General features: G+C 51.1%; 23 protein-coding genes and 1 pseudogene. 17 read left to right on the plus strand and 7 right to left on the minus strand.

Annotated features, from left to right (window positions below; translation table 11 throughout):
• Nucleotides 1–38: 38 nt before the first annotated feature.
• On the plus strand, nt 39–881 hold the full coding sequence (locus LOS79_RS29590) for a MetQ/NlpA family ABC transporter substrate-binding protein (protein WP_315414421.1): 843 nt from the start codon (nt 39–41) through the stop codon (nt 879–881).
• 122 nt (nt 882–1003) lie between these two features.
• Here LOS79_RS29590 and LOS79_RS33135 read toward each other — a convergent pair whose 3' ends face one another.
• The 5 genes and pseudogenes from LOS79_RS33135 to LOS79_RS29610 all read right to left on the minus strand — a co-directional run bounded on the left by LOS79_RS33135 (nt 1004) and on the right by LOS79_RS29610 (nt 5950).
• Complete coding sequence (locus LOS79_RS33135; protein WP_397386820.1) at nt 1004–1951, minus strand: metallophosphoesterase family protein; 948 nt, start codon at nt 1949–1951, stop codon at nt 1004–1006.
• Between the two features lie 69 nt (nt 1952–2020).
• Nucleotides 2021–2719: pseudogene (locus LOS79_RS33140) on the minus strand (HAD family hydrolase); the annotation flags it as partial.
• Nucleotides 2720–2760: 41 nt separating this feature from the next.
• Nucleotides 2761–4107 (minus strand): ABC transporter substrate-binding protein, encoded by a 1347-nt coding sequence (locus tag LOS79_RS29600; RefSeq protein WP_315422507.1) that lies wholly within the window; start codon nt 4105–4107, stop codon nt 2761–2763.
• Between the two features lie 34 nt (nt 4108–4141).
• A complete protein-coding gene (locus LOS79_RS29605) occupies nt 4142–4984 on the minus strand; it encodes a carbohydrate ABC transporter permease (protein ID WP_315414425.1) in 843 nt (280 codons plus the stop codon).
• A gap of 60 nt (nt 4985–5044) precedes the next feature.
• The gene (locus LOS79_RS29610; protein WP_315422509.1) at nt 5045–5950 is read right to left on the minus strand and encodes a carbohydrate ABC transporter permease; all 906 of its coding nucleotides are present in this window, start codon (nt 5948–5950) and stop codon (nt 5045–5047) included.
• A gap of 198 nt (nt 5951–6148) precedes the next feature.
• Here LOS79_RS29610 and LOS79_RS29615 point away from each other — a divergent pair, with 198 nt between their 5' ends.
• The 14 genes from LOS79_RS29615 to LOS79_RS29680 all read left to right on the plus strand — a co-directional run bounded on the left by LOS79_RS29615 (nt 6149) and on the right by LOS79_RS29680 (nt 19191).
• Nucleotides 6149–6712, plus strand: a complete 564-nt coding sequence (locus LOS79_RS29615; protein WP_315414427.1) for a GbsR/MarR family transcriptional regulator — start codon at nt 6149–6151, stop codon at nt 6710–6712.
• Between the two features lie 310 nt (nt 6713–7022).
• Entirely contained in the window at nt 7023–7475 is a 453-nt protein-coding gene (locus LOS79_RS29620) for an Lrp/AsnC family transcriptional regulator (protein WP_315414429.1), read from the plus strand.
• 9 nt (nt 7476–7484) lie between these two features.
• Complete coding sequence (locus tag LOS79_RS29625; RefSeq protein WP_315422513.1) at nt 7485–8453, plus strand: EamA family transporter; 969 nt, start codon at nt 7485–7487, stop codon at nt 8451–8453.
• A gap of 27 nt (nt 8454–8480) precedes the next feature.
• Nucleotides 8481–9185 (plus strand): helix-turn-helix domain-containing protein, encoded by a 705-nt coding sequence (locus LOS79_RS29630; RefSeq protein ID WP_315414431.1) that lies wholly within the window; start codon nt 8481–8483, stop codon nt 9183–9185.
• Nucleotides 9186–9552: 367 nt separating this feature from the next.
• Nucleotides 9553–9852 (plus strand): LiaF transmembrane domain-containing protein, encoded by a 300-nt coding sequence (locus tag LOS79_RS29635; protein WP_315414433.1) that lies wholly within the window; start codon nt 9553–9555, stop codon nt 9850–9852.
• Between the two features lie 47 nt (nt 9853–9899).
• Nucleotides 9900–10580 (plus strand): PspA/IM30 family protein, encoded by a 681-nt coding sequence (locus LOS79_RS29640; RefSeq protein WP_315414435.1) that lies wholly within the window; start codon nt 9900–9902, stop codon nt 10578–10580.
• Between the two features lie 4 nt (nt 10581–10584).
• On the plus strand, nt 10585–11076 hold the full coding sequence (locus tag LOS79_RS29645; RefSeq protein ID WP_315414438.1) for a PspC domain-containing protein: 492 nt from the start codon (nt 10585–10587) through the stop codon (nt 11074–11076).
• Between the two features lie 3 nt (nt 11077–11079).
• Entirely contained in the window at nt 11080–11787 is a 708-nt protein-coding gene (locus tag LOS79_RS29650) for a PspA/IM30 family protein (protein WP_315414440.1), read from the plus strand.
• A gap of 229 nt (nt 11788–12016) precedes the next feature.
• Entirely contained in the window at nt 12017–12664 is a 648-nt protein-coding gene (gene liaF, locus LOS79_RS29655; RefSeq protein ID WP_315414442.1) for a cell wall-active antibiotics response protein LiaF, read from the plus strand.
• 63 nt (nt 12665–12727) lie between these two features.
• Nucleotides 12728–13741, plus strand: coding sequence for a sensor histidine kinase (locus LOS79_RS29660; RefSeq protein ID WP_315422515.1), 1014 nt, complete (start codon nt 12728–12730; stop codon nt 13739–13741).
• A 21-nt stretch (nt 13742–13762) separates the two neighbouring features.
• Nucleotides 13763–14416 (plus strand): response regulator, encoded by a 654-nt coding sequence (locus tag LOS79_RS29665; RefSeq protein ID WP_397386821.1) that lies wholly within the window; start codon nt 13763–13765, stop codon nt 14414–14416.
• 164 nt (nt 14417–14580) lie between these two features.
• Complete coding sequence (locus LOS79_RS29670) at nt 14581–15417, plus strand: YwmB family TATA-box binding protein (RefSeq protein WP_315414444.1); 837 nt, start codon at nt 14581–14583, stop codon at nt 15415–15417.
• A 326-nt stretch (nt 15418–15743) separates the two neighbouring features.
• On the plus strand, nt 15744–17294 hold the full coding sequence (gene zwf / locus LOS79_RS29675; protein WP_315414445.1) for a glucose-6-phosphate dehydrogenase: 1551 nt from the start codon (nt 15744–15746) through the stop codon (nt 17292–17294).
• Between the two features lie 310 nt (nt 17295–17604).
• Entirely contained in the window at nt 17605–19191 is a 1587-nt protein-coding gene (locus tag LOS79_RS29680) for a peptide chain release factor 3 (protein WP_315414446.1), read from the plus strand.
• 118 nt (nt 19192–19309) lie between these two features.
• Here LOS79_RS29680 and LOS79_RS29685 read toward each other — a convergent pair whose 3' ends face one another.
• Nucleotides 19310–19546, minus strand: a complete 237-nt coding sequence (locus LOS79_RS29685) for a small acid-soluble spore protein SspI (RefSeq protein ID WP_315414447.1) — start codon at nt 19544–19546, stop codon at nt 19310–19312.
• 194 nt (nt 19547–19740) lie between these two features.
• Between LOS79_RS29685 and LOS79_RS29690 the strand changes: the two genes are divergently transcribed.
• Nucleotides 19741–20400, plus strand: a complete 660-nt coding sequence (locus LOS79_RS29690; RefSeq protein WP_315414448.1) for a potassium channel family protein — start codon at nt 19741–19743, stop codon at nt 20398–20400.
• A 300-nt stretch (nt 20401–20700) separates the two neighbouring features.
• Nucleotides 20701–21498 carry a TrmH family RNA methyltransferase gene (locus LOS79_RS29695; protein ID WP_315414449.1) on the plus strand — a complete coding sequence of 266 codons (798 nt, stop codon included), beginning with the start codon at nt 20701–20703 and terminating at the stop codon, nt 21496–21498.
• 322 nt (nt 21499–21820) lie between these two features.
• Here LOS79_RS29695 and LOS79_RS29700 read toward each other — a convergent pair whose 3' ends face one another.
• Nucleotides 21821–25069, minus strand: coding sequence for a DEAD/DEAH box helicase (locus tag LOS79_RS29700; protein WP_315414450.1), 3249 nt, complete (start codon nt 25067–25069; stop codon nt 21821–21823).
• Nucleotides 25070–25315: the final 246 nt, after the last annotated feature.

Raw genomic sequence — 25315 nt, forward strand, 5'->3', positions numbered from 1 at the left:
ACTGCAAGACTATATAATAATGGGGGTTAGATGAAACGATGAAGACGACGACGAAAGCTGCTTTTCTACTGACATTACTTGTATTGGTGCTTGCACTTGCGGGCTGCGGACAAGGAAATAATAAGGAGGCTGCCGGGACTCCGGCCGCCGGGAGCACTGAGCCTGTGAAGATTAAAGTGGCCTCGCTGATTCCGCCAATGACAGATATCCTTGATATTGTACAGCCGATTCTGAAGGAACAGGGCGTGGACATGGAAATTGTAATCCTGTCCGATAATGTGCAGCCGAACGAAGCACTGGCGAACAAGGAGGTGGATGCGAACTTCTTCCAGCATCTGCCTTACATGGAGCAGTTCAATGCGAGCAAAGGGGCTAACCTGGTTGGGGTACAGCCTGTGTACGATGCCATTTATGGCGGTTATTCCAAGCGCTATAAGGCTATTGCCGATCTGCCGGATGGAGCAACCCTCGTGATGGCGAATGACCCGTCGAATATCGGAAGGTCCCTGCAGATGTTCGCGGATGCCGGACTGATTACGCTGAAGGACGGCGTAGGCATCCAAGCGACCCAGGCCGACATTACTGCCAATCCCAAGAACTATAAGTTCGAGGAGGTCGACCTGCTGATGCTGGCCCGTATGCTGGATGATGCTGATCTTGTGGCGATGACTCCGGCGTATGCCAGCCCGCTCGGGCTGACTCCGAAGAAGGATGCGCTGATTACTGAAGGGGAAGATTCCGCGTTTACCATCACGCTTGTTGCTCGTGAAGACAATAAGGATGCTGATGCGATCCGGAAGCTGGCCAGAGCAATCAGTGGTCCGGAGGTGAAGAAATTCCTGGAAGATAACTATGCGGATATCGCGCTGCCTGCTTTTTGAGGCATAGCCCGGATGCATTAAGCTAAAATTCATTAGGCTAAAATCACACGGCCGTATGCACAAACAGCCTTCTCCCATTAACGGAGAAGGCTGTTTGTATAGCGTTTAGTCGATTAAGATAATTAACTATGCGCTTTAATAGTGTTAAAGACCGTAAATTGTACGGATTCTACCCAGGTTCCTGTGCTGAAATCCCTTCCACGGACAAGCACTCTGTCAGCATAGACTTCTACATAATAGCCCTGGCTGCCCGTCTTGCGTTCATCCGCATCCGTCCATAGATAGGCAACCGATGAGGCGTTGAACATTGTGGCGTTCTGCCCGTTACCGGGAGCCATCGTCTTATCGTTCTCAAGCTCCCAGTGGGTATGCCCGGTGAAGAGCAGGGTTTGCGGATGCTTCGCCAGGATGGCGCGCAGCTCCTCATCCTGCATAACACCGTACCATTCCTGAGCTTCCAGCGACCCGGCTACGGTATCCTTCAGCGGCTGGTGCAGGAAGAGGAAGACAGGCTGCTGCGGCAGCGGTGCTGTGCCTGATCCTGCGTTACCCCGCGCCGGGCCGCCGATTCCTCCTTCTCCTGCCCGTTCCCCCAGCTTACGGTCCAGCCACTCCAGCTGCTTATCTGACAGATTGCAGAATATAGGCAGATTCTCCTCAGTCCCGAGGAATATGAAATGATATCCGCCGATCCAGTGGTCATGATACGGCCCCGGCATGGCCATATGGGCGGTGAACATCGAAATGCGCGATTCCCAGTGGCCGAGTCCCACATCATGATTGCCCACGGTATACAGGATTTCCGGCAAGGCGTCTTGATGCAGCTGCAGGATGCGTCCGACCTCTGCATATTCTTCCGGGAGACCATGATCAGTGACATCCCCGATATGCATGATTCCGCTGCTGCCCTTGGCGTGGATGGCCAGATCCTGCAGCGCCTGTCCGAAATTCAGATTGTATTCATGCGCCGGATCGGCCGTGACATGAGTATCGGTAATAATCTGAAAAGTCAGCAGGGGTTCTGTTCCGCTATGTCCGGCTGTACTGACTTGGAGATGGCCCGCCTTAATACCCAGCTCTGCATAAGATTGCACAAGGCAATCAGCATCCGGCAAAAGCGTATGTCCAGCCTCCGCTAACGCTCTGCCGGTAATTCCGATGGCTACGGCAGCTCCGGCCGCCTTGGCCATCCGCATATCCCCGTTCGTATCGCCGATGACCGCGGCTTCTGCCGGATCTACCCCGAGCTGCCCGCAGGCAAGCAGTGCCATGTCGGGGAAGGGCTTGCCGCGCTCTACCTGATCCGTACCGATCACGGCGTTGAAGTACCCGCGCAGGCCAAGCCAGCGGAGATGGCTCTCGGCCGCTTCCGTCTCGTCGGCAGTGACTACAGCCAGCGGAATGCCCGCAGCTGCGCAGTCGTCAAGGAATTGCAGCAGGCCTGGGAGAGGGATTACAGGTTTGGTCTGCTCCATCAATTCATCGGCTTCCAGGCGGCAGAGGTCGACCAGTTCCATGGATTCAGCCCAGGACAAGCCAAGCAGATAGCCCTGCCAGGACAGAATGGCATACAGGTCACTCATGGTTCCCATGGCCAGCGGGCCATTGCGGTCGTATCCGGTAATGCTGCCGTCCGCATCGTGAATGGTTCCGAGCAGCGCAGACAGGTGCTGCGCCGGAAATTCAAGGCTGCGCTGCTGCAGCTGGCGGGAGAATGCTGCAAGGAAACATTCGCCCCAGCTGCCCCAGAGGGAGATGAACTCCAGAATAGTACCATCCTTGTCGAACAGAATGGCGGACACGGAATGCTCCCCGTGCGGGGTAATAAGCTTAGACATGCTGCTAACCTCCTGTTTGCGGTTATACCATCTGCTACAGATTATTTTAATTTATCCAGTGCCGCCTGTGCAGTCTCCTGTGCTTCCTTCAGCGCTTCCGCAGCAGGGATATTCTCGATCTGCACCTTATCTGCAGCAATCTTCAGGGCATCGTTAATTTTGCCGCCGGTCGGGTCCTGGAATGGAGCGGAGGCATGGGAAGCCTGCTGCAACGGGATTTTGATCTGCGGATTGGTCTCGCTGAAAGTAACGAAGGCCGGATCCTCAAGGGCAGATTGGCGGACAGCGATATATCCGGTATTAATCGACCAGAAGGCCGTATTCTCGGAGCTCGTGAAGTAAGTCAGCCATTTCATCGCGGCCTGCTTCTCGGCATCGCCGGCTTTCGCAGGAATTCCGGCCATGATAGCTTCTGCTACCGGCTTGCCTTCACCGGTGCCTTCCCAGCCCGGCTGTTCCATTGCGGCTACGATATTGAAATCGAGGTCGCCCTGGTCGCCGCTGGAGCCGGTGTATCCGGCCGCCTGGCCTTTCATTACATCGTCAATGGTCTTGTACCAGTACTCCCAGCCTTGTCCGCCGGAGTGGATACGCATGGTTCCATCCTCATGAATCGATTTGCGGAAGAAGTCCCAGGTCTCGGTCCATTCCGGTGAGTCAATCGTTACGGTCTTGCCGTCCTCGCTAAGAATGCTGCCGCCTTTGCTGAATACCGCATCAATCATATTGCCGGAGCCCCACATCGGCTCCCAGCCGTAGAAGCTGGTTTTGCCGCCTTCAGCAACCGTCATCGCCTTAGCGGCTGCGGCCAGATCTTCCCAGGTCTTAATCCGGCTGGCATCAATGCCGCTCTTCTCAAAAGCATCCTTACGGTAATACATTACCTGCGTTGTACCATACATAGGAAGGAAATACTGCTTCCCGTCAACCTTGCCCTGGTTCAGGAAGGTCTGGACGAAATCCTCCGGATTGAACTCAGGCTGGGCGGTGATCAGTTCATCCATTTCAGCGAAATAGCCTTTGCGGGCCCAGTCTACATTCGACGAGAGAACGGCTGCAGGAACTTGTCCGGTGGCAATTGCGGCCTGGAGCTTCTGCTGGGTTTCGGTGTAATCCGCCTGCACAATCCCTTTAACAATCACTTCCTGCTGGGAGGCGTTGAATTTCTGAATGAGCGATTCCATATTTTCACCGAGCTTGCCGCCGAGTCCATACCAGAATTCAATTGTTACCGGAGCGCTTGCGGCCGGAGCAGCTTCAGCGGCAGGCACTGTGCCTGCGCCGTTTGCTGAAGTGTTATTAGTGGATGCAGCATTATCGCCGCAAGCGGTCAGTACGGAAAGTCCGGCAATCATGGATACTGCGGTTAATCTTTTAAATGCGTTCATCATCATTCTCCTCTTGGTTTGAAAGTGTAATATATCAGCCTTTACTGGAACCTGCGGTCATGTTGACACTTTGCATAATCGTTTTTTGGGCCAGCAGGAACACAAGCAGCAGGGGGGCGATGGTGAAGGCGCTGGCGGCCATGATCAGCGGCCATTTCAATCCGTAAGCACCTCCTTCCACGAAAAAGCTGCGCAGTCCGGCCGAGACCAGCTGCAGGGCAGGGTCCTTGGTAATCAGCATCGGCCAGAAATAGTTGTTGTAATGATCTATGAAGGTAATCAGTGCCAGTACCGCGAAGGACGATCTGGTCACCGGCATCAGTATGGTCCAGAGAATCCGCATATGGGATGCCCCGTCGACCTCGCCGGCCTCAACCAGCTCATGCGACACCTGGAGGAACGCCTGGCGGATCAGAAAAATGGCGAAAACGCTGACGCAGTTGGACAGGATCAGGCCGCCGTAAGTATTAAGCAGATGCAGCTTGGACAGCACGAGATAGCTCGGCAGATAAACTGCAGTAGCAGGAACCATATAACCAAACAGGATGACTCCGGCAAAAATCCCCTTCAGGCGGAATTTCATATGGGTCAGCGCATACGCCATCATACCGGAGTTAATGGTCTGCAGAATAACAATACAGCTGGCGACGAAAATGCTGTTGCCCATATATCTTGCGAACGGCGCTTCATTCCACGCAGCCGCGAAATTGCCCCAGAGCGGTGTCTCCGGCCAAAGCGTCGGCGGGGAGCGCCAGATTTCATCATTGGTTTTCAGCGCGCTGGTTACCATCCAGTAGAACGGGAAGGCCATCAGCAGGGATAGTGCGGCGAAGAAGAGATGGCGGGCCGTTCCGCCCAGCCGTGGGAAGATACGCAAGCGGTGAGACCTCCTTTAGGAAAAATATAGAATACAGCCGGTGCCGCCAGTAAATACCGGCTATTGATAATGGGTGGTCCGCTTGCTGATGCCCAGTGACAGTACCGACAGCAGCATACAGAGCATTACCAGAACGACGGCAACGGTGGAAGCCTCGCCGATCTGGAACGATTCGAAGGCGGACTGATAATACAGGTAGAGCAGAGTACGGGTGGAGCCCGACGGGCCGCCCTGGGTCAGCACGTTGATCTGATCGTAAGCCTGGAGCGCCTGGACGAGCTGCACTACAAACAGAAACAGAGTGGTTGGCGAGATCAGCGGCAATGTAATGCGGAGGAACTTCTGCAGCGGGCTTGCCCCGTCAAGCTCCCCGGCTTCCAGCAAGTCGGCCGGCACATTCCGCAGCGCCACCAGATAGAAGATCATTGCCCAGCCCATCGATTTCCAGATGGTGACCAGCAGGACGCCGATCAGCGCCCACTGCGGGTCTTGCAGCCAGCCGATGCCTTGCAGACCGAGGGCACCCAGCACTGTGTTGGCGAGGCCGACCTCCGGCTCGTAAATCCAGGACCACACTATGGATACAGCAACTGTCGGCGTGACCCAAGGCGAGAACAGCAGCGCCTGATAGAAGGCGGAGCCCTTCAGCTGACGGTTCATGAGCAGGGCTAGTCCCAGGCCCAGAACGATGGTCGGCAGCACGCTGCCTGCGCAGAACAGTGCGGTTACGCGAAGCGCTTTGTAAAAAGCCGGATTGCTGAACAAATCCGTATAATTTTGAATGCCGATAAACGTTTTCTCCGGGCTCATGAAATCCCATTCCATGAAGCTGAGATAGAGCACATACAGCAGCGGTGCGAGCCAGAACAGAACGAACGGCACCATCGCCGGCAGTGTGAACAGCACGGGCGTAAGCCTGCTTCTAAGCTTTGAGCGTGTCATTTTCGTTCCGATACCCCATTCCATGATCATTGTTGTGTGCGGTATAATGCAGATAAGAATTCCTCTGTTCAAAAAAAATTGTACACTCAAGCGGTGCTGCTGTGGTCAAGCCGGGGTAAACACCGTTCGGAAATTGTGTAAAACTTGACCTGATCTGTTGCGAAAATTCAGTTTTGTGTAATGCAGAGTGAACAATTCTAATGGGAATGAAGGTGCATCCGAATGAAGCAGACTGCATTTGGCGAGGACAACGGCCGGATCTCTCCACGGGAGCAGCTGCTGCGCGGGGTAATTGATGCGATCGCGCAGACGATGGATTTATATGGAGCGAATTATTCCTTCGGCCAGCTCTATGGAATCATGTTCTTTGAGGATAAGCCGATGACGCTGGAGGAAATGAAGCAGGTCATGAATATGAGTAAAAGCAATATGAGCTACGGCGTCCGTGCTCTAATGTCCTCCCGGATGGTTACGAAGCTGGAGGAGAAGCGTGAGCGGAAGGAGCTGTATGTGGCGGAGACGGATTTCTTCCAAGCCTTCCGGAATTTCTTCACCTTGAAGCTGCAGCGGGAGATCGATGTGATGCAGGAGGCCGTGGGGTTAGCGGTGCCGGAACTTCAGGCGCTGGCTGATGCGGAGGATACGCCCGAAGAGGAGCGTGAAGCCTGCCTCAGGGATCTCGATAAGCTGAAGCATGCGGCTGAATATTATGTCTGGCTGCAGCAGTTCGTGCTGGGATTGGCAGAAGGAGCTGTATTTGCCAGCGGTTTGCCGGACAGCGAGTAGCTGCCGTGTCCCAGGAGAAGCTGCGGCGGTGCCCCAATTCGGAGTTTCGCAGTAAATATCCCCTAGCATTATCATGCTCAAGCCTTGGCCCGAACCAGCTTCTCCAGCTGGTGGACCAAGGCTTGGTTTTTTTTGCGTATCAAGCATGCCTACGAATCGTTACGCTCACGGAAGAATTAGGATGGTATTCTAACGATTGACGAGAGTATCTCCCGTTTATTTTACGAAACGTTTGAATCTGCTGTTTAATGATAACGATTAGTCGTAGTACGTATGAATCATGCTATAATTTTGCCCAGGAGGCGGTTGCATGGATGAACTGGATAACAAAATTCTGAAGCTGCTGGAAGGAAACGGGAGACTGTCCCATGAAGAGATCAGCAGGCTGCTGCATATTTCACGGCCATCGGTGCATCAGAGAGTCGGCAAGCTGGAGCGGAGCGGTGTTATCAAAGGCTACAAGGGGATTGTAGACTGGGGGAAGCTGGATCAGAAGATCAAGGTTATGATCTCCGTGAAGGTGGTCAGCCAGAGCTTCCGTGAGGCGGCAGACCAGATTATCCGCATTCAAATTCCCGGAGTGAGCATTCTGGAATGCCAACGGATGGCGGGGGAGTGGTGCATGCTGCTGAAGGTGCGGGTCACCTCGCCCGAGGAGCTTACCCTGCTGCTTGATGAGATGCTCCGTATTCCGGATGTGAAGGAAACGACGACGACGTTTATTTTATCTACTATATATGAAGACGGAATCAAGGGAGTGTGATGCGGCATGATGAAGAAGGCGAAAGTGAATCCTGTGTACGTAACTGGCATAGCATTATTATCCGTTTATTTATTTTGGGGAGGCACTTATGCCGGCATGAAAATTGCGATTGAGACGATGCCGCCCTTCCTGATGGCCGGAGTGCGTTTTTTTGCAGCCGGAGCGGTGCTTTATATCCTCTCCAGATTAAGCGGAGCGAAACGTCCGGCGCGGCGCGAGTGGAGATCGTCAGCTATTGTCGGCGCACTGCTGCTGCTGGGAGGCAACGGGCTCGTGGCCTGGTCGGAGCAAAGAGTATCCTCCTCTATTGCATCTCTGATTGTGGCGGCTGTTCCGGTATGGATGATGCTGATGAGCTGGTTTGGCCGCGGCGGCAAACGGCCGAGTGCCGGCATCATTGCAGGCGTTGTGCTTGGACTAGTGGGCATAGCTGTGCTGGTATTCCAGCCGGGACATACGGGCGGGGGCGGTGCTACCCATCTGCCCGCTATTATTACCCTGCTGCTGGCGTCCGTAAGCTGGGCGGCAGGCTCCATGTACTCGCGGAACGCTGTAATGCCGGAGTCTCCGCTGATGTCTACGGCGGCTCAGATGCTGACGGGAGGCGCGCTGCTGCTGGTTTTCTCCTATTTTACCGGGGACTGGTCGAAACTTGATGTGACCGTAATCTCTGTCCGTTCGTACATGGCGCTCGGCTATCTGATCGTCTTCGGTTCGATTGTCGGATACACGGCTTACATCTGGCTGCTCAAGAACGCCGACGCCGCGCTGGTCTCAACCTATGCTTTTGTCAATCCGGTAGTGGCAGTGCTGCTTGGCTGGCTGCTGGTCGGTGAACAGCTTACCGTCAATACGCTGACTGCAGCGGTGATCATCGTTGCTGCCGTGGTTTTGGTCACTATATTCCGCAGCAGACCCCAGCGTACGGCAACTCAAGCAGCGCTTGATATACAAAAACAGCAGCAGTCGGTACACTGAGAGCATCTTAGCCGAAGGGGTGGAAGCATGTTTGACATGTTGAAGGTGGGCAGGAATATCGTTAGATTGAGGGGAGCAGCGGGACTGACTCAAATGGGGCTCGCAGACAAGCTGGGAATCAGCTATCAGGCGGTCAGCAACTGGGAGAGAGGCGCGAGTATGCCGGATATCTCCAAGCTTCCGCAGCTGGCGGAAATCTTTGGCACCGGTATTGATGAGATCCTCGGAGAAGGTCAGGGGCAGAGCTCCCGGATGATTGAAGGCTTACTTAATCATGCAACCGGAGAATATTTCCAGGATCATGAAGTATCTGCACAAGAGCTTGCGGATATTGCGCCTCTGCTGCAACTGGAGCAGATTGGTGAAGCCTTTGAGCATGTGAAGGAGGGGGCCGCAGTAAGCGATTTGCTGGCGCTGGCCCCGTTCTTAAGTGAAGAGACACTGGATCAGTGCGCCGGGCAGATTGCTGCAAAAGAAGGTTCGGGTGCGTTAATCCCGCTGGCTCCGTTCTTAAGTGAAGAGGCGCTGGGTGAACTGGCGGAGGCAGCGTTCAAGAAGGAAGGCTCGGGAGCATTGATCCCGCTGGCCCCGTTCTTAAGTGAAGAGGCGCTGGAAGAACTGGCGGAGGCAGTGTTCAAGAAGGAAGGCCCCAAAGCGCTGTTGCCGCTAGCCCCGTTTCTCGATGAGGATATTCTGGGTGAGTGGGTGTCCCAGGCCTTCAAAATCAAGTAAGGTTCACTTCTATAAATAGAAGTGATGAAGGAACAGAAAAAAAGCTGACCCTTGGCAGAATATCTGCTAAGGGTCAGCTTTTTACTTAATACATCCCTGTCACCGCTGAGACGCGGCTAATGGTGGTTTACTCGGCAAGCGCCGCAGGCCCAGCCTTGCTAAGGCCAGAATGGTGATAGATACTGTTGGCGGTTGAATCGCATCAGTGCACAGGATTTTATATGCGGATTTCCCGCGGTCTGTGGTCGTGCCTGTGCCCCCGACTAAGGTCCAGTACATAAAACCGTCCACAGTCTGTTTTGAAAAGCCGAGGATTACCCTAGAATAAGGTTATAAGAAAGAGGTCAACGAAAGGCGGTGAGAAAAAATGCAAAGAAAAGGTAACGGACTGGCAATTGCGTTGATCGTAATCGGAGCTGTAATGCTGCTGGGAATACTGCCTCATCTGATTCACGGGATCTTCGGTATCCTGTTCCCGGTATTGCTGGTTGTTCTCGGATACTACGGAATCAAGAGCGGACGCAAAATTATCGGCTGGGTGGTACTCTTCATCGGTATCATGTCCCTGATCTCCAAGCTTTCCTGGATTATCGGACCGCTGCTGGGAATTGCTCTGGTAGTGTGGGGCATCTCGGTGCTCCGGGGCAAACGCAGCAGAACATATTAAGAATCACATCCTTTACTTAAAAAGAAGCAGGGAGGGAACAGGAGATCATGAGTGTTTTTCGCAGAATGAGGGATATCACCGTAGCTAACTTGAATGAACGCCTGGAACAGAGCCAGGACCCCGTGAAGCTGATTGATCAATTTCTACATTCAACCCGTGAAGAGATCGGGGAGGCCGAGCGGCTGTACCAGCAATACGCTTCCCATACGAAGCAATTGCAGCAGCAGGTGAATCAGGCAACCGCGATGAGAAACAAACGTGAAGAGCAGGCGCTCCTTGCACTCAAGGCAGGGGAGGATCATCTCGCCAAGCTGGCACTGCAGGAGAAGATTATCCATGAAGAGAAGCTGGAGCAATACAGCGGGCTGCTGGAGACGAGCCAGCAATCACTCTTCGATCTGGAAAGCCAGCTGAATGAACTCAAAATCGAGTATCAGACAGTATACAGCAAGCGCCAGTATTATGCAGCTCGGATGGAGTCGCTGCGGCTGCAGCAGCGCATGAATCAAAGAGCCGGCGCCTACGGCAATGCCGGTGATGTGCCCAAGATGTTCGGACGTCTGGAAGACAAGATGACGGACTGGGAGCTGGAAGCCAAGAGTCTGCGTGACCTGCGCCGGATGGGACAGGAATATGCAGTTCAGGCTGGAGAGACGGTAGCGACAGTGCTCGAAAGAGAAATGGCCCGCCTCAAGGAGAAGCTGAACAATGATGGCAGAAAGGAGTAGTACTATGACCCGATTGTACCGTTCAACCCGAGACAAGGTAATGACAGGGCTGGCAGGCGGATTGTCCGAGACTCTCGGCATCGACTCCACGCTGTTCAGGATTCTGCTGGTGGTGAGCATTCCCTTCAGCGGAGGCGCAACAATCCTGGTATACCTTATCGCGGCGATGGTAATCCCCAAAGAACCTACTCAATATAACCCCTTCGGACCTGGACCCGGCGGACCTTACGGCGGCCCCTACTCAGGCAGACCTGAACATGGGCATCACGGGCACCACGGACATCACGGACATCACGGGCATCATCACGGCGCTCCTGGACATAACGGACAGCCGGGGCAGGGGGGCTACCCTCCCGGTTATGACAAGGCTGGTGCATACGCGGCTCCGGATTCCGGACTGGATGCCATGATGAAGGACATTGAGAAGAAAGCACTGCAAAAAGAAGTTGAAGAGCTTAAACAAAAACTTGCTAAATACGAGAAGGGAGAATTGTAAATCATGGGAGTATTTAAACGGATTAAGGATATGACTAAAGCGTCGGTAAACGACATGTTGGATAAGGTAGAGGACCCGATTGTAATGCTGAATCAATATCTGCGCGATATGGAGGCCGAAATTCATGAGGCTGAAGTAACGGTTGCAAAACAGATGGCTAACGAACGCCGCATGAAACAGCGTGTGGATGAAGCAGCCAAGGTATCCGGACAACGCGGAGCACAGGCTGAGCTCGCACTCAAGAACGGCCAGGAGGAAGTTACCCGCAAGCTGCTGGAAGAGAAGATCTATTTCGACCAGAAGCATGCTGAATACAGTGAGCTTCACGCTCAGGCAGAGGTTCAGGCCAAGGAACTGGTACAGCAGCTTCATGATATGAAGGATGAATTCTACAAGCTGCGCAACAAACGTAACGAACTGGTGTCCCGTGCTCAAATGGCGAAGGCCAAGAAGCAGATGTCCCAGATCAGCAGTGTGCATTCCATTGAAAGCGGAAGCGCATCGCTCGGATTCCACCGGATGGAAGAGAAGATCATGCAGCTTGAAGCGGAAGCAGATGTTCTGCGCGCTCCGTACAGCCCTTCGGCAACTGCATATGCCAAGCCGGTTGATCCTGAGAAGCAGCTGAAAGTGGAAGAGCAGCTCGCAGCACTCAAGAGCAAGCTGAATGCTGCTCCGGCAGCACCTTCACTCGATAAAAAAGAAGAGTAAAGCCTGTTCCAAAAGTACAGGCGGATATGATATGCTGATCTAGGTAAAGCCATACGGTATGGATTCTCCATACCGGTATGGCTTTTGCAGTAAGTTAAGAATTTATATATTGTGGGGTAAATTTTTGGGGGCCCAGCAAAGTACCTGAGTAATCCTCGGAGCTAAAGCCCCACTTTGTGGGGCTGTTTTGCGGATGCGGTTAGTAATGTAGACAGGAGGTGCGTGCGTAATGGAAAGACGGAACCGTTTGATTGCCATCGGACTGATTGGTGTGGGCTGCTTGATGATATTTGGCAAATGGATCGGCTTTTTCTCCGTTGTCGCGCTCCTGTTCCTGCTCCTGGGGATTTACCGGACGACATCGGGCAATGTGAAACAAGGCTATAAACTGATGGGGGTCGGCGCAGTGTTACTGCTGCTGGATCATCTGCTGCTGGTGCTCGGCATCTGCCTGATCTCGCTTGGGATGTTCTTCGTCAAATCCAAAAGAATGCAGCGCAAGGCCGGGTTTGTGCAGAAGCAAAGCTTTTCTTCCAGATTCGACTGGGATTTGTCCCCGTGGGTAATGCGCAGTCTGAGTGCCTGGCATGTATTGGGTGAAGCCGACGTGGATCTGTCGCTGGCGATGGCGGAGGACCGTGAGACGATTCTGCTGTTCCAGGGGATTTTTGGTGATGTGGATATTCATCTGTCAGAGGATTACGGGGTGGAGATTGAAGCGTTTGTACTGTTCGGCTCGATTGAATCCGGCGGCCACCGCGATACGGGGATGCTGAACCGGCTGAACTGGAAATCCCCGAATTACGACAGCTGCGAGCATAAAGTGAAATTTAACATTTCATATCTGATGGGGGATCTGGACGTGCAGATACCTTAAGAGGTATGCTCGGAGGGGAAGAGAGAAAGGAGGGCTCCCGGCTTGGGTAAAAAAAGCAGCAATATGGTTACGCGCAGTATGGGTGAGGGGGCTCTGTTCTCTTTGGTCATGCTGCTCGTTACTACCTACATTTTGTATACATATGGATTTTTACAGCCGTTTGAGAATTGGCGGATCGGTCTGAGAACGGTCCTGACGCTTATTCTGCTGCCGGTAGCCTTCGGCGTAGGATACGGCTTCTATCAGGGCTTCCGCAGCAAGCGCAAGCTGGAGCTGCTGCGGTCCACACTGGTGGCCTGGGAGAAGGGGAATCTTACTCCGGCTATTCCTGACCTTGGCAGTGATGAGCTGGGCCGGCTTGGAGAACAGCTCAGCCGGATCAGCGGCAAGTGGGAGAATCAGGTGAATTCGCTGCAGCGGCTCTCGACCAATAATGCTAAGCTTGCCGAGCAGGCAAGGGGAACGGCGATTATTGAGGAACGGCAGCGGCTGGCGCGTGAGCTGCATGATGCGGTATCGCAGCAGCTGTTCGCGATCTCGATGACAGCCACGGCTGTGGGCCGGACGCTGGAGAAGGATTTCGACAAGGCGCAGCGGCAAATTGCGCTGATTGAGGAAATGTCCGCGGTAGCCCAGTCGGAGATGCGTGCGCTGCTGCTGCATCTCAGGCCGGTATATCTGGAAGGCAAAGGGCTGGAGCAGGGTTTGCAGGAGCTGATCAAGGAGCTGAAGATCAAAGTCCCGATCGATATCGTGTTCGAGATGGACCCGGGCGTGCAGCTGCTGAAGGGCGTGGAGAATCATTTGTTCCGCATTGTGCAGGAAGCGATTTCGAATACGCTGCGCCATGCCAAGGCGGAGAAGATGGAGATCCGGCTGCACCGCCGGGGTGAGACAGTCCGGCTGACGCTGCGAGATGACGGGATTGGCTTCGAGATGGATGAGAGCAAGCAGACATCCTATGGGCTTTCGAATATGCAGGAGCGGATTACGGAGATCGGCGGCTCGATCCAGTTCATTACCGCTCCGGGTAAAGGTATGCGGATTGAGATTACTGTACCGGTAGTTAATGAATAGGAGGCAAGGGTAGCCATGGAGATGGAGGAAGCGGAAGCAATTAAGGTCCTGCTTGTGGACGATCATGAAATGGTCCGGATCGGACTTGCTGCGGTGCTTGGCACCGAAGATGGAATTGAAGTTGTAGGTGAAGCCGGAAGCGGCGAGGAAGGCATCCGGCTGGCGCAGGAGTATAACCCGGATGTGGTGCTGATGGATCTCGTTATGGACGGTATGGACGGAATCGAGACGACAAGGCAGCTGCTGAAGCTGTACCCAGACTGCAAAGTCATTGTACTGACCAGCTATCTGGATGATGAGAAGATGTATCCGGTTATTGAAGCAGGGGCATTCAGCTATCTGCTCAAAACCTCGCGGGCCAGTGAAGTCGCGGATGCAATCCGTGCTGCCGCCAGGGGCCAGTCCGTGCTTGAATCACAGGTGGCCTCCAAAATGATGAACCGGTTCCGCTCGAATGCCAAGGGTGAAGCCCCGGCCTACAAAGAGCTTACTGAACGGGAAATGGAAGTGCTGAAGCTGCTGGCCCAGGGCAAATCCAATCAGGATATTGCCGATCAGTTAATTATCGGAATCAAGACGGTGAAATTCCATGTCACGAATATTCTTGCCAAGCTGGGCGTCGAAGACCGGACCCAGGCAGCTATTTATGCATATAAGAACGGGCTGGCGGAATAACGCCAGGGCAGCAGAGCAGCACCTTCAAGAATTCTCCTCAGAGGCTTAGAGCCGGGGAAGGGCTTGAGGGTGTTTTTTGTATGCTTATTGTATAGCATCCTCTGAAACTGGTTATCCTGTCTAGTAGATTACTAGAACGGATTCAGAGAGGGAGATGATGCAGGATGGCAAACGGAAGACGAAGCAAGGGGACACTGCTGATTGCAGCAGTATGTGTGGCAGCGGCGCTGCTGAGCGGGTTCCGCAGCGCCGGGGCTGCCGGAGGCGGAAGCGGTGCTGCTGCAGCCGGTCAGACTCCCGTTGCCGGAGCTGAGGGTACCCGCGCTGCTGCTTCATCCGGAGCAATGCGCGATTCCTTCGCGCTGCTGAGTGAGTTAGGCAGCGCGGCTGCGGCACCAGGAGCGCCGCAGCGACTGGTGCTGAAGTGGCAGGGCGAGTACAGCGGCGAGCCTGACGCGGAAGCGGCCGTGCAGCGGCTCGCTGCACGGCTTGGCCTGGGAGAGGTCAGCCGCACAGACGAAGACGGGCATATGACCTCGCGGGCCTCTGCGGCGCTCGGCAGAGCTACGCAGGTCTCCCTGTTCTGGAGCGAGCTGGGCGGCGGGCGCAGCTACAGCATCGTTACCTTTGAGACGGCGGACCTGGCGGGCTCGCCGGAGCTCCCGGCTGCAGCAGCGGCCGCCGGAGCGGCAATGCGTGAGGCCGGAATCGCTGCAGAGTGGAACGCCTCGCTGCAGGCCCCGGCAAGGGAGAGCGGCGGGCCACAGGCTGCGCTCCTTGCTACAGAGCAGGTGTTGTCCGCGCAGCTTCCCGGCCTGCAGGCAGAGGAGAACTACGAAGACGACACCACCTCCAGCCGTTCGTACAGTGTACCCGGCCTGGCCCGTACAGTGAGCAGCGACGAGCATAGTCTTGCGCTTCAACTGGCCGTGCACCGGAACGGAAACGACGACACCAACCGCGTGACGATTGGGCTTCCGTTAATCACGATAGAATACTGAGAGCAGCCGGGCATAGGTTCCGGAGCTTATAATATAACTAATGCTCAAATTCACGTGTAGATAGCCAAATGTACAGCTCTGCATTCTGCTCCACGTTGCGGAGCTTTTGGCGTGAGGGTATAATATCGGTAGTATAAGCGGGAGCAATTGCAGGTATAAGAAAGAGTAATGGAAAATTGCGAAATCCCGAGAAAAACTGTCAGGAATGTGATAGCATCCTTAAGGCAAGTATGATAAAATGACATCACGCCGTCTTGCGTGTTTTATTGAATAGATGGCGTTGAGAATGAATTTCAACTATATTACATACAGAGAGATGAGGAGCCATGGCTGAAAATCAAACCCTTGATGCACTGCACACACCCGGTGCTGTATTCTTTATCTTTGGGGCAACCGGAGATCTAGCCCGGCGTAAGCTTTTCCCGGCGATTTACAGTTTGTACCGTGAAGGCAAGCTGACCCATGATTTTGCGGTAATTGGCGTGGCTCGGCGTCCCCGTACCCAGGATGAATTCCGGGAAGATGTGAAGGAATCGATCCGCGAGTTCTGCCGCTACCAGGCTGGAGATACAGCTGAATGGAACGAATTCGTCCAGCATTTTGAATACAAGTCGCTCGACATCAATAATATTGACGGCTTCCGTGAGCTGAACGCCCAGACAGAAGCACTTGAAGAGAAATTCCAGATTCCCGGCAACCGCCTGTTCTATCTGGCGCTAGCACCGGAGCTGTTCGGCAGCGTCTCCTTCAACCTGAAGGCTGGCGGCATGCTGCAGTCCCGCGGCTGGAACCGTCTCGTCATCGAGAAGCCGTTCGGCTATAACCTGGAATCGGCTGAAGAGCTGAATGAGCAGATCCGCCAGGTGTTCAAGGAAGAAGAGATTTACCGGATTGACCACTATCTGGGCAAGGAAATGGTCCAGAACATCGAAGTCATCCGCTTCGCGAATGCGTTCTTCGAGCCGCTGTGGAACAACAAGCATATCGCCAACATTCAGATTACGCTCGGTGAAACCGTAGGCGTTGAAGAGCGGGGCGGATATTACGATCATGCCGGAGCGCTGCGCGATATGGGCCAGAACCATATTTTACAGCTGCTGACGATGATTGCAATGGAGCCGCCAAGCCGTCTGCTGGCTGAAGATATCCGTGATGAGAAGGTGAAGGTGCTGCGTTCGCTGCGTCCTTATGCTTCTGCTGAAGAAGTGCGTGAGAACGTAGTCCGCGGTCAATACACTCAAGGCCTCTATAAAGGCAAGACCCTTCCGGCTTACCGCCAGGAAGACAAGGTGGACCCGGAATCGAACACCGAAACCTATTTTGCTGCCCGTGTATTCGTAGATAACTTCCGCTGGGCCGGAGTTCCGTTCTATATCCGTACCGGTAAGCGTCTGCCTGTGAAGACAACGGAAGTCGTTGTAGAGTTCAAGGGAATGCCGACCAACGTCTACTTAGGCCAAAAGCATAAGCTGGAGCCGAATCTGCTCGTGATCCGCGTGAATCCGATGGAAGGCATCTATGTGAAGATCAATGCCAAGAAGCCGGGCTCGGAATCAGAGATTCAGCCGCTCGCCATGGACTTTTGCCAAAGCTGCATGATCGGGATTAACTCGCCGGAAGCTTATGAGCGTCTGCTCCATGATGCGGCACGCGGAGATTCAACCTACTTCACCCGCTGGGATGAAGTGTCCTCGGCCTGGTCCTTTGTGGACCGGATTGCCAAAGCGTGGAAGGAAGATAACAGCGATCTGGCTTCCTATCCTGCCGGCTCCTGGGGTCCGGTTGAAGCTGATCAGCTGCTTGCAGATGAAGGCTTCCACTGGTGGCCGGTCAACGGCCAGGATGAAGACAATGTGGTCTGGCAGGTTAACCGCTAACCATTTGAATAGGACTGAGATAAGATCCTCCTGCATTAGGAATGCGGGGGGATCTTTTTGGTAAGAGTGGAGATCTGCTTAAGAAATTTGCCGGACCGAGCTTTTTTGTAGATAATGTCTGCCGGATTTTGCTATACTAAAAAGGATGCTTTCAAAATAAAGCCATAACTTATCCTATACAACGTAATTCTAACGCGTAAATATGAATTCTCTCCCGTGAAAGGATTTGAACGAATGAATAGTGCACCGATTTGATGAATTCCGGCAATTGAAGCAGAAGCATGAATTTATATATGAAGGGATATGTGCAATGAATAAGGCACCGGATCATAAGCTCCAGCAAGAAGTAGACAAACGCAGAACCTTTGCGATTATTTCCCACCCGGATGCGGGTAAAACAACATTGACTGAGAAACTGCTGCTCTTCGGGGGCGCTATCCGCCTGGCAGGAACCGTAAAAGCCCGTAAGGCAAGCAAGCATGCGACAAGTGACTGGATGGAAATTGAGAAGCAGCGCGGAATCTCGGTTACTTCCTCCGTCATGCAGTTTGATTATCTGGATCACAGGGTGAACATTCTGGATACTCCGGGTCACCAGGACTTCAGTGAGGACACGTACCGCACATTAACTGCAGCCGACAGCGCGGTCATGCTGATTGACGTAGCGAAGGGTGTGGAAGCACAGACAATCAAGCTGTTCCAGGTCTGCGCGAAGCGCGGCATTCCAATCTTCACCTTCATCAACAAGCTGGACCGCGAAGGCCGCAGCCCGTTTGAATTGATGGAAGAGCTGGAGAATGTACTGGGCATCCGCTCGGTGCCGATGAACTGGCCGATTGGCATGGGCCGTGAGCTGTGCGGCGTATACGACCGGATGAAGAATCAGGTGGAGCTGTTCCAGGGTGACGACCATTCCGTAATTAAGGTGCAGAAGGTAGAAAGCTACCGTGACCCGGTTATCCGCGAGATGGCCGGCGAATATCTGCATGATCAGCTTTGCGCTGATTTGGAGCTGCTGGATGTAGCTGGTGATCCTTTTGACTATGACAAGGTGATGCGCGGCGAGATTACTCCGGTCTTCTTCGGCAGTGCGATTAACAACTTCGGCGTGCAGACCTTCCTCGATAACTTCCTGGAGCTTGCACCGAAGCCTGAGCCGCGCCGCAGCACAGAGGGTCAGATTGAACCGACGAATGAGAAATTCACCGGCTATGTGTTCAAAATCCAGGCCAACATGAACCCGGCGCACCGCGACCGTATTGCCTTCCTGCGCATCGTGTCCGGCAAGTTCGAGCGCGGCATGAGCGTGAAGCATGTGCGGGCCGGCAAAGACATCAAGCTGTCCCAGCCGCAGCAGTTCCTGGCCCAGGACCGGGATATTGTCGAAGAAGCGTATCCGGGCGATATTATCGGCCTGTTCGATCCGGGGATTTTCCGGATTGGCGACACGCTGAGCCAGGCAGGGGATATTGAGTTCGATGAGCTGCCGACGTTCTCGCCGGAGATTTTCTCCAAAGTGAGCATTAAGAATGCACTGAAATCGAAGCAGTTCCAGAAGGGAATCGACCAGCTGACCGAAGAGGGCATGATCCAGGTGTTCCGTACGGTGAACTTCGATGATATCCTGCTGGGTGTCGTCGGACAGCTGCAGTTCGAAGTATTCGAATACCGGATGAAGGGCGAGTACGGCGTAGATGTCCAGCTGCAGCGGATGAGCTACCAGTTCGCACGCTGGATTGTGGATGAGAACAAACCGGATGCCAGCAAGTTCCGGATTAACTCCACGCTGGTTACCGATAAGAAGGGCAATTATGTGGTGCTGTTCGAGAACGAATACGCCATGCGGACCGCGATGGAGAAGAACCCTACTGCGAAATTCCTGGAAACCGCGCCTTGAAATGTACCATTGATGTAGGATGAGCTGACAGCTTATTGACTGACCGTTTATAAAAAACCTCCGCTTCCGCGTGCAGCTGCACGGCGGATGTCGGAGGTTTTTGGCGGAAGGAGCGGCTTCAGGTGGTGATTGACCCCGGGGTGAGCCCGTCCAGATGGCGGTGGAGCATCGAGAGGACACGGTCCTGCTTGGCAGGGTCGAGATCCTTCCAGATCATTTCGAACACGACGCCAAGACCGGGAAGCGCGGCTTCCGGCCCGTCCACGGAATTCTCAATCACCTCCCGCAGCCCCTCTTCCGTCTGGCCGTGCACCTTGTGAATGATGGCCTGGCGCAAATCAATAGTAACCGGCATGGTTAACCTCCTGTAAGTTTTGTTAGCATAAGCATCCTGAACCGACTTCGCAAAACTGGCTTCGGAAGCATGTGCTTAGTTTGGTTAGCATTCTCGTTATAAGATGCCCTGTACCCGGGCGGAAAATTCAAGTTTGGAACGGCTTATGCTATACTGTTGAAGATGCAGAAGTACGGGCGGGAGGTACAATTATAATGGCAAAAAAACAATATGCCGTCATCGGAATGGGACGTTTCGGCTCAAGTGTAGCCAAGGCGCTCAGCGGCATGGGGTTCGATGTGCTGGCCATCGATGCGGACGAGCAGCGGACCCAGGAAATCTCGAATATTGTAACCCACGCGGTATCCGCGGATTCCACCGATGAAGAGGCGCTGCGGGCGCTTGGCATCCGCAACTTCGATGTGGTGGTTGTAGCGATCGGTGAGGATATTCAGGCCAGCATTCTGACCACGCTGATCCTGAAGGATCTTGGCGTGCCGGCGATTCTGGCCAAGGCCAAGAATGAGCTGCACGGCAAGGTACTGGGTAAAATCGGGGCCGATAAGGTAATCTACCCTGAGCGGGATATGGGGAACCGGGTGGCGCATCATCTGGCCTCGCCGAACATTCTCGACTATATCGAGCTGTCGCCGGATTACAGCATTCTCGATATGAAGGTGTCCGGGCAGATGCTCGGCAAAAACCTGATCGAGCTTAACATCCGCGCCAAATACGGCTGCAATGTCATGGCGATCCGCCGGGGCGAAGAGATGAATATCTCCCCGAGGGCGGAGGACCGGCTGACTGAAGGCGATGTACTCGTCATTGTCGGACGGAAGGACAATCTGACGAAGCTGGAGCTGGCTTATCAATAGGGGAAGTATGAGTGAGTACAGATATAGGGACAGATACATGTACGGTGCGGCTAATTGTATTTTGTGCAGTTATTTTAAATGGATTAATCTTTTATTTGAAAATAGATGTACTTGGTACAACTAAAATCACACTAATGGCGAAAATTTACTCCAACCGCTACTTTTAGTTGTACAGACTGCAGTTAAAAGGGATTTGCTGCGGAAAGGCTGTTTTTAGTTGTACTAACTACAGTTAAGTCGCCCGGTTGGTTTAGCATATTTAAGATCAGGAATCTGCAAGCAACAGAAAGGTAGGAGCTCATGGAAATTATATCGCCGCAGAATACGCGGGTGAAGGAATGGTCCGGGCTGCAGGAGAAGAAGCACCGCGACAAGTCCGGTAAATATATCGTGGAAGGCATTCATCTGGTGCAGGAGGCGCTGCTGGCGGAAGCGGATGTGGAATGCCTGGCTTTTGACCTTGATAAAGGCATGCCGGCGGAGCTGAAGCCCCTGCTGCAGGCCGTGCAGGGGATGGAGGTCATCGGCGTGTCGGCGGCGGTAATTGCGAAGTGCAGCAGCACGAATACGCCGCAGCCGGTCTTTGCCATTGTGCGCAAGGAACAGCAGGGCGTTGAAGCGATCCTGGCGAAGCCGGATAGTCTCGTGATTGTGCTGGACGGCGTCCAGGACCCGGGCAACGTGGGGACGATTATCCGCAGCGCGGATGCTTCAGGCGCAGACGGCGTCATCCTCGGCCAGGGCTGCGCCGATCTGTTTAACCCGAAGACCATCCGGTCCACGATGGGCTCGATGTTCCATCTCCCGGTAGTGGAGGGGGATCTCGGTGCGATTCTGCCGCAGGCGCGGGAACGGGGCGCGCTGCTGGTCAGCACTTCGCTGAGCGGTGAGGATTCCTGCTACACCCATGACTTCCGCGGCAGCCAGTGGCTGCTGATCGGCAGCGAAGGCAAAGGCATCTCGCCGCAGACCGCAGCGCTGGTCGACAAGAGCATCATCATCCCGATGGCCGGCCGGGCGGAGTCGCTGAATGCGGCGATGGCGGCAACGATTCTGCTGTTTGAGGGGATGCGGCAGCGGGGTATCCACTCCAAATAAACCCGTCAGAGTGGTAATTAAAGAATGCAGGGTTGCTGGAAAACATATATCCAGAAAGATAATATGTAAGGAAATGAATATAAAAAAAGAAAAAGCTGTTTATAGTAACCCGTATATTATAAAGCTTATTGAGGATTCTGATTGTGATCTCAAAACTTTCTCCAATTTAATTGAAGCGTAAATATTTTATCAAAGAGTAATGTTATTGCAATTAAACAAGTAGAAAAGCTTTATACTAACAACTTGGAAGGAGGGCGGAATACCATCCTTCCAAGTTGTTTAACAGGTTAAAAGATAAGTTACATCGAATTATCTTTTTAACTTAATTACTTGATATGACTTGAAGCACTATGTTGTAAGTTTCTCTTAGATAGTTATTAGTTGCACTAAGAATTTCTAATTGCTCTTGACTAACTATTGCTTTTGACAATCCCGGTTGAACGATATATATACTTAAATGAAATGGGTAAAACTTTGCCATTTTCTTGAGTTCATTAAGTTTTTTGAGTTCACCTAGTTCAAATCGGGAAGCTCTTCCACTTCTAAGTCGCATTCCTTCTCGACGTTCTAAATGTTTTAGTAAAGCGTATATATCGTCTTTCCATCGGATGCTTTTTTGAGCTTGTCCACAAACTTCATAAAGATCGGAAACTCTGGCACCTGGGGAAGAACCATGTGAATATTTGCAGTGGTAAAATTGAATATAAATTTTCTCATCTGCCACCCTTATAGTGACAACATCTGCTGCTTCTCCAGAACTATCATCATCGAAAATTATATCGTAAATTCCTTCTGCTAATAGCTTTTGGATCAAAGCATATTGAATAGAGTCGGGTCTTTTCACTTCATTTTGTGATTCTTTTGTAATATCAGTATTATTCCAATTCCATCCGTTAATATAATCAGAGTTATAGGGAAGATAGTTAGCCCTGTTTGGATTAACAAAATAATTGTTAGCCAGAAATGAACCATTGTGAAAACGAATAATAGGTGCTTCTTCATAAAACCAAGTTGTAATGCTTTTCTTTGTCCCACCTTTTTTTATTTCAATATTCGATCGGTTACTCTGAATGTAACGGTAGTTTCTACCCTCTTCTATTGTGGGGTCGAAATGGAGTTCTAATTCTCCTTGATAGTTAGGTGTTACAAGCTTGAATTTTATGTTTCCTTCTAGGGAAGGAGTTTCAAGTTGTAGCTCACACTCATATAATGGATAGTTAGTTCCATTTACTTCGATGTGAATCAATGATTCGCTATCAATAGCAAAAGATGTAGGCCACTCGATCGTAATTGGCATAAGGTTTGGTCTTTCTCTAATTATTATGGGTTTAAGAACGCCAGCTAGAAGATCATCTACATTTATTGATTCATCAGTTATCTTTGTTCCTACTGCATCACACCAATCGCACCAATCAGAAATCGTAGCAATCTTTCTGGACCATATCTTACCTCTGTAAGAACACCCAATGCTAGTCTTCTCACCGTTTTCGAATCCTAGACCAAAGATATTAGACTTAAAAGTATTTCTTTTTTGGGCATCAGATAATCCTTGTGCAATATCTACCCCGGTGTACATTCGGAAACTTATCGGTCCATGAAAGGCATCGTTAAGTCCTACATTTTGCAATATAATTCTGTTAAGCCCATGGAAAGTTTTAAAAATGTCCTCTCCTTTTATTATTTCAGCATTCTTAGTTATCACTTCAGCTAATTGTTGATGAGTGCCTTTAATTGTGCTATTTATGAAAAGTAATCCTTTGGTGATATCGAAATATACAATATAGATATCCCACGAAATATTGTAAATCTCACGAATATCCCCCCAACTGACAGGGATTATATTTTTTATTACAGCAACCAAGATTTTACGTTCATTATGGATAGTATAGAGGACCTCTTGGCTTTTAGGGAAAATTTCAAGAATTCTGTCAGGTTGCCAAGCATGGCTATTTGTTTTGTATGAAACAGTACTCATTTTTGGATAAATATTTTGAATAGGAATTTCCTCTATAAGCCCCGTTTGAAACCCACTTAGGAATTCAGATTGCTCAACAACAGTTCTTATTGCTCCAGTGCTAGAATTTTTCAGCAACACATTCCAGTCAGCATCTTCACTATACAGAGTTTTAATCTGATCGTTTACTTCTTGAAAAGCAATATTAGCAATCATGGAAGCTTCCCCTATATCTTTAGCTGTACGTGTAAAACGGCCAGTAAACTGTAGCGTGATCCCCAGGCTTTTGTGGATGTCATGCATTGCAGCAATCTTAAGTTGTGGAAGGTCAAAACCTTCTCCGAGCATATCAACACAAATTATAATTCTTGATTGCCTGGAAAAGACTTTTTCTAGTGCTTCTTTCTTTTCGCTTGGGCGTAACTGACTATGAATTACTACAGGATTAAACTCCGGATATTCATTATAAAGAGGGGAGATTTCAAATGTTCTACTGATGCTGTTAACTCTGGCCATTAATATATGATCGAAACCTTGTTCAAGATCTTCTCTTAGTTTATTTACTGAAACTTGGGCAATGGATCTATCAGACAATTCTTCTGAGAATTGTAAGATAGGAAGAAAGTTGATTTTTTTAAAATACCCCTCATTCTGTGCCTTTTCTAAAGGGAAGTTGAAAATTATTTTTCCATCTAAGTGCTTACCGTCATTTCTAAAAGGAGTGGCTGTAAACTGAATAATATTCTTATCAATAAATTTATCGCGGAAAGAAGCCCAAGTAGGAGCAGCGATATGATGCGCTTCGTCAATAAAAAGATGAGAACAGCGACCGGCTATTTTTAACTGTAGCTCTCTAGAGAGCCCTCCTACAATACTCATTGTCGTCACTACAACGTTACAAACGTTAAAAAGATTGTCAATATCCTCACTAGTCTTAGGTTTGTGTAGCATAAGTCCTACCACTGGGTAAAGTGCACCTTCACCAATAACACCGAACTTTTTTAAAACGCCAAAAGATATAAACTTATTAGAAATTTGTGTTCTAAGAGGATCTGTAGGGACTACTATTAAGAGCTTCTTGCATTGTTTAGAAACTAGTAAACTAATCATTGTTTCAGTTTTACCAGTGCCTGTAGGCATAACTACGGAAGCGGGCTTATCGGAAAGAATCCAATGTGATAAAACAGAGTGAATTGCTCCGACTTGCGGGGTTCTAAGTCCATCCTGTATGACTTCCTGTTCACGTGTGATTTCATATTTAAAATTAAACGAGTTTATCCAAGAGCCTAAAACAGTTTCTTGAATTTGTTCTAGTGGGATCGTTAACTCCCTAAGTAAGGGATGTTTTATCCATTTGAGTTGTGCGTTATCTAAGAGATCTCCATTTAGTTTTATGACATATGCAAATTGTTCTGGTATTCTTGCATTGTTTTTTAGTAATAATATACTTTTGATGTCTTGATATTGTAAAACATATCCAATAGCCCTATCTTGCTTATAGTCCTGGTAAGGAAAAGTATCGGTTTCTTCTGGTAATAGGAGTTGTTTAACTTTGTTATTACTAATCGTTGTATCTACTTGAAAAATTGGAGGTAATGTAAGGAATATAGTTGCCATTTTACCATCCTTTCTTTGAGAAACATTAATAGATTTAATGTATCATTTGTTTGTAATATTTTGAAGATAAAAGGAATAAAATGTGAGATAATGTGGAATGAAGTAAGGCATACATTTATATTGAGGGATTATACATAATGTCAGAGGGTAAATGAAAATTAATATTGTTAGTGATAGCTATATTTATGGGGCTTCAGATTATACAGTCTTCGTTTATGTAAATAATCTATCAAAAAATGACTTAGT

Origin of the sequence: Paenibacillus sp. MMS20-IR301, from assembly GCF_032302195.1 — a bacterium.
Classification (GTDB): Bacteria; Bacillota; Bacilli; order Paenibacillales; family Paenibacillaceae; genus Paenibacillus_AQ.

Bases quoted from the DNA above. Each gene is read 5' to 3' on its own strand.
- LOS79_RS29685 (WP_315414447.1), bottom strand. From the start codon at position 19,546: ATGCCGGTTACTATTGATTTGCGCCAGGCCATCATTCACAAGGTGCAC.
- LOS79_RS29640 (WP_315414435.1), top strand. From the start codon at position 9,900: ATGAGTGTTTTTCGCAGAATGAGGGATATCACCGTAGCTAACTTGAAT.
- LOS79_RS29620 (WP_315414429.1), top strand. From the start codon at position 7,023: ATGGATGAACTGGATAACAAAATTCTGAAGCTGCTGGAAGGAAACGGG.
- LOS79_RS29635 (WP_315414433.1), top strand. From the start codon at position 9,553: ATGCAAAGAAAAGGTAACGGACTGGCAATTGCGTTGATCGTAATCGGA.
- LOS79_RS29645 (WP_315414438.1), top strand. From the start codon at position 10,585: ATGACCCGATTGTACCGTTCAACCCGAGACAAGGTAATGACAGGGCTG.
- LOS79_RS29680 (WP_315414446.1), top strand. From the start codon at position 17,605: ATGAATAAGGCACCGGATCATAAGCTCCAGCAAGAAGTAGACAAACGC.
- LOS79_RS29650 (WP_315414440.1), top strand. From the start codon at position 11,080: ATGGGAGTATTTAAACGGATTAAGGATATGACTAAAGCGTCGGTAAAC.
- LOS79_RS29660 (WP_315422515.1), top strand. From the start codon at position 12,728: ATGGTTACGCGCAGTATGGGTGAGGGGGCTCTGTTCTCTTTGGTCATG.
- LOS79_RS29615 (WP_315414427.1), top strand. From the start codon at position 6,149: ATGAAGCAGACTGCATTTGGCGAGGACAACGGCCGGATCTCTCCACGG.
- LOS79_RS29670 (WP_315414444.1), top strand. From the start codon at position 14,581: ATGGCAAACGGAAGACGAAGCAAGGGGACACTGCTGATTGCAGCAGTA.
- LOS79_RS29610 (WP_315422509.1), bottom strand. From the start codon at position 5,950: ATGGAATGGGGTATCGGAACGAAAATGACACGCTCAAAGCTTAGAAGC.
- LOS79_RS29630 (WP_315414431.1), top strand. From the start codon at position 8,481: ATGTTTGACATGTTGAAGGTGGGCAGGAATATCGTTAGATTGAGGGGA.
- LOS79_RS29625 (WP_315422513.1), top strand. From the start codon at position 7,485: ATGAAGAAGGCGAAAGTGAATCCTGTGTACGTAACTGGCATAGCATTA.
- liaF (WP_315414442.1), top strand. From the start codon at position 12,017: ATGGAAAGACGGAACCGTTTGATTGCCATCGGACTGATTGGTGTGGGC.
- zwf (WP_315414445.1), top strand. From the start codon at position 15,744: ATGGCTGAAAATCAAACCCTTGATGCACTGCACACACCCGGTGCTGTA.
- LOS79_RS29695 (WP_315414449.1), top strand. From the start codon at position 20,701: ATGGAAATTATATCGCCGCAGAATACGCGGGTGAAGGAATGGTCCGGG.
- LOS79_RS29690 (WP_315414448.1), top strand. From the start codon at position 19,741: ATGGCAAAAAAACAATATGCCGTCATCGGAATGGGACGTTTCGGCTCA.
- LOS79_RS29700 (WP_315414450.1), bottom strand. From the start codon at position 25,069: ATGGCAACTATATTCCTTACATTACCTCCAATTTTTCAAGTAGATACA.
- LOS79_RS29600 (WP_315422507.1), bottom strand. From the start codon at position 4,107: ATGAACGCATTTAAAAGATTAACCGCAGTATCCATGATTGCCGGACTT.
- LOS79_RS29590 (WP_315414421.1), top strand. From the start codon at position 39: ATGAAGACGACGACGAAAGCTGCTTTTCTACTGACATTACTTGTATTG.
- LOS79_RS29665 (WP_397386821.1), top strand. From the start codon at position 13,763: ATGGAGGAAGCGGAAGCAATTAAGGTCCTGCTTGTGGACGATCATGAA.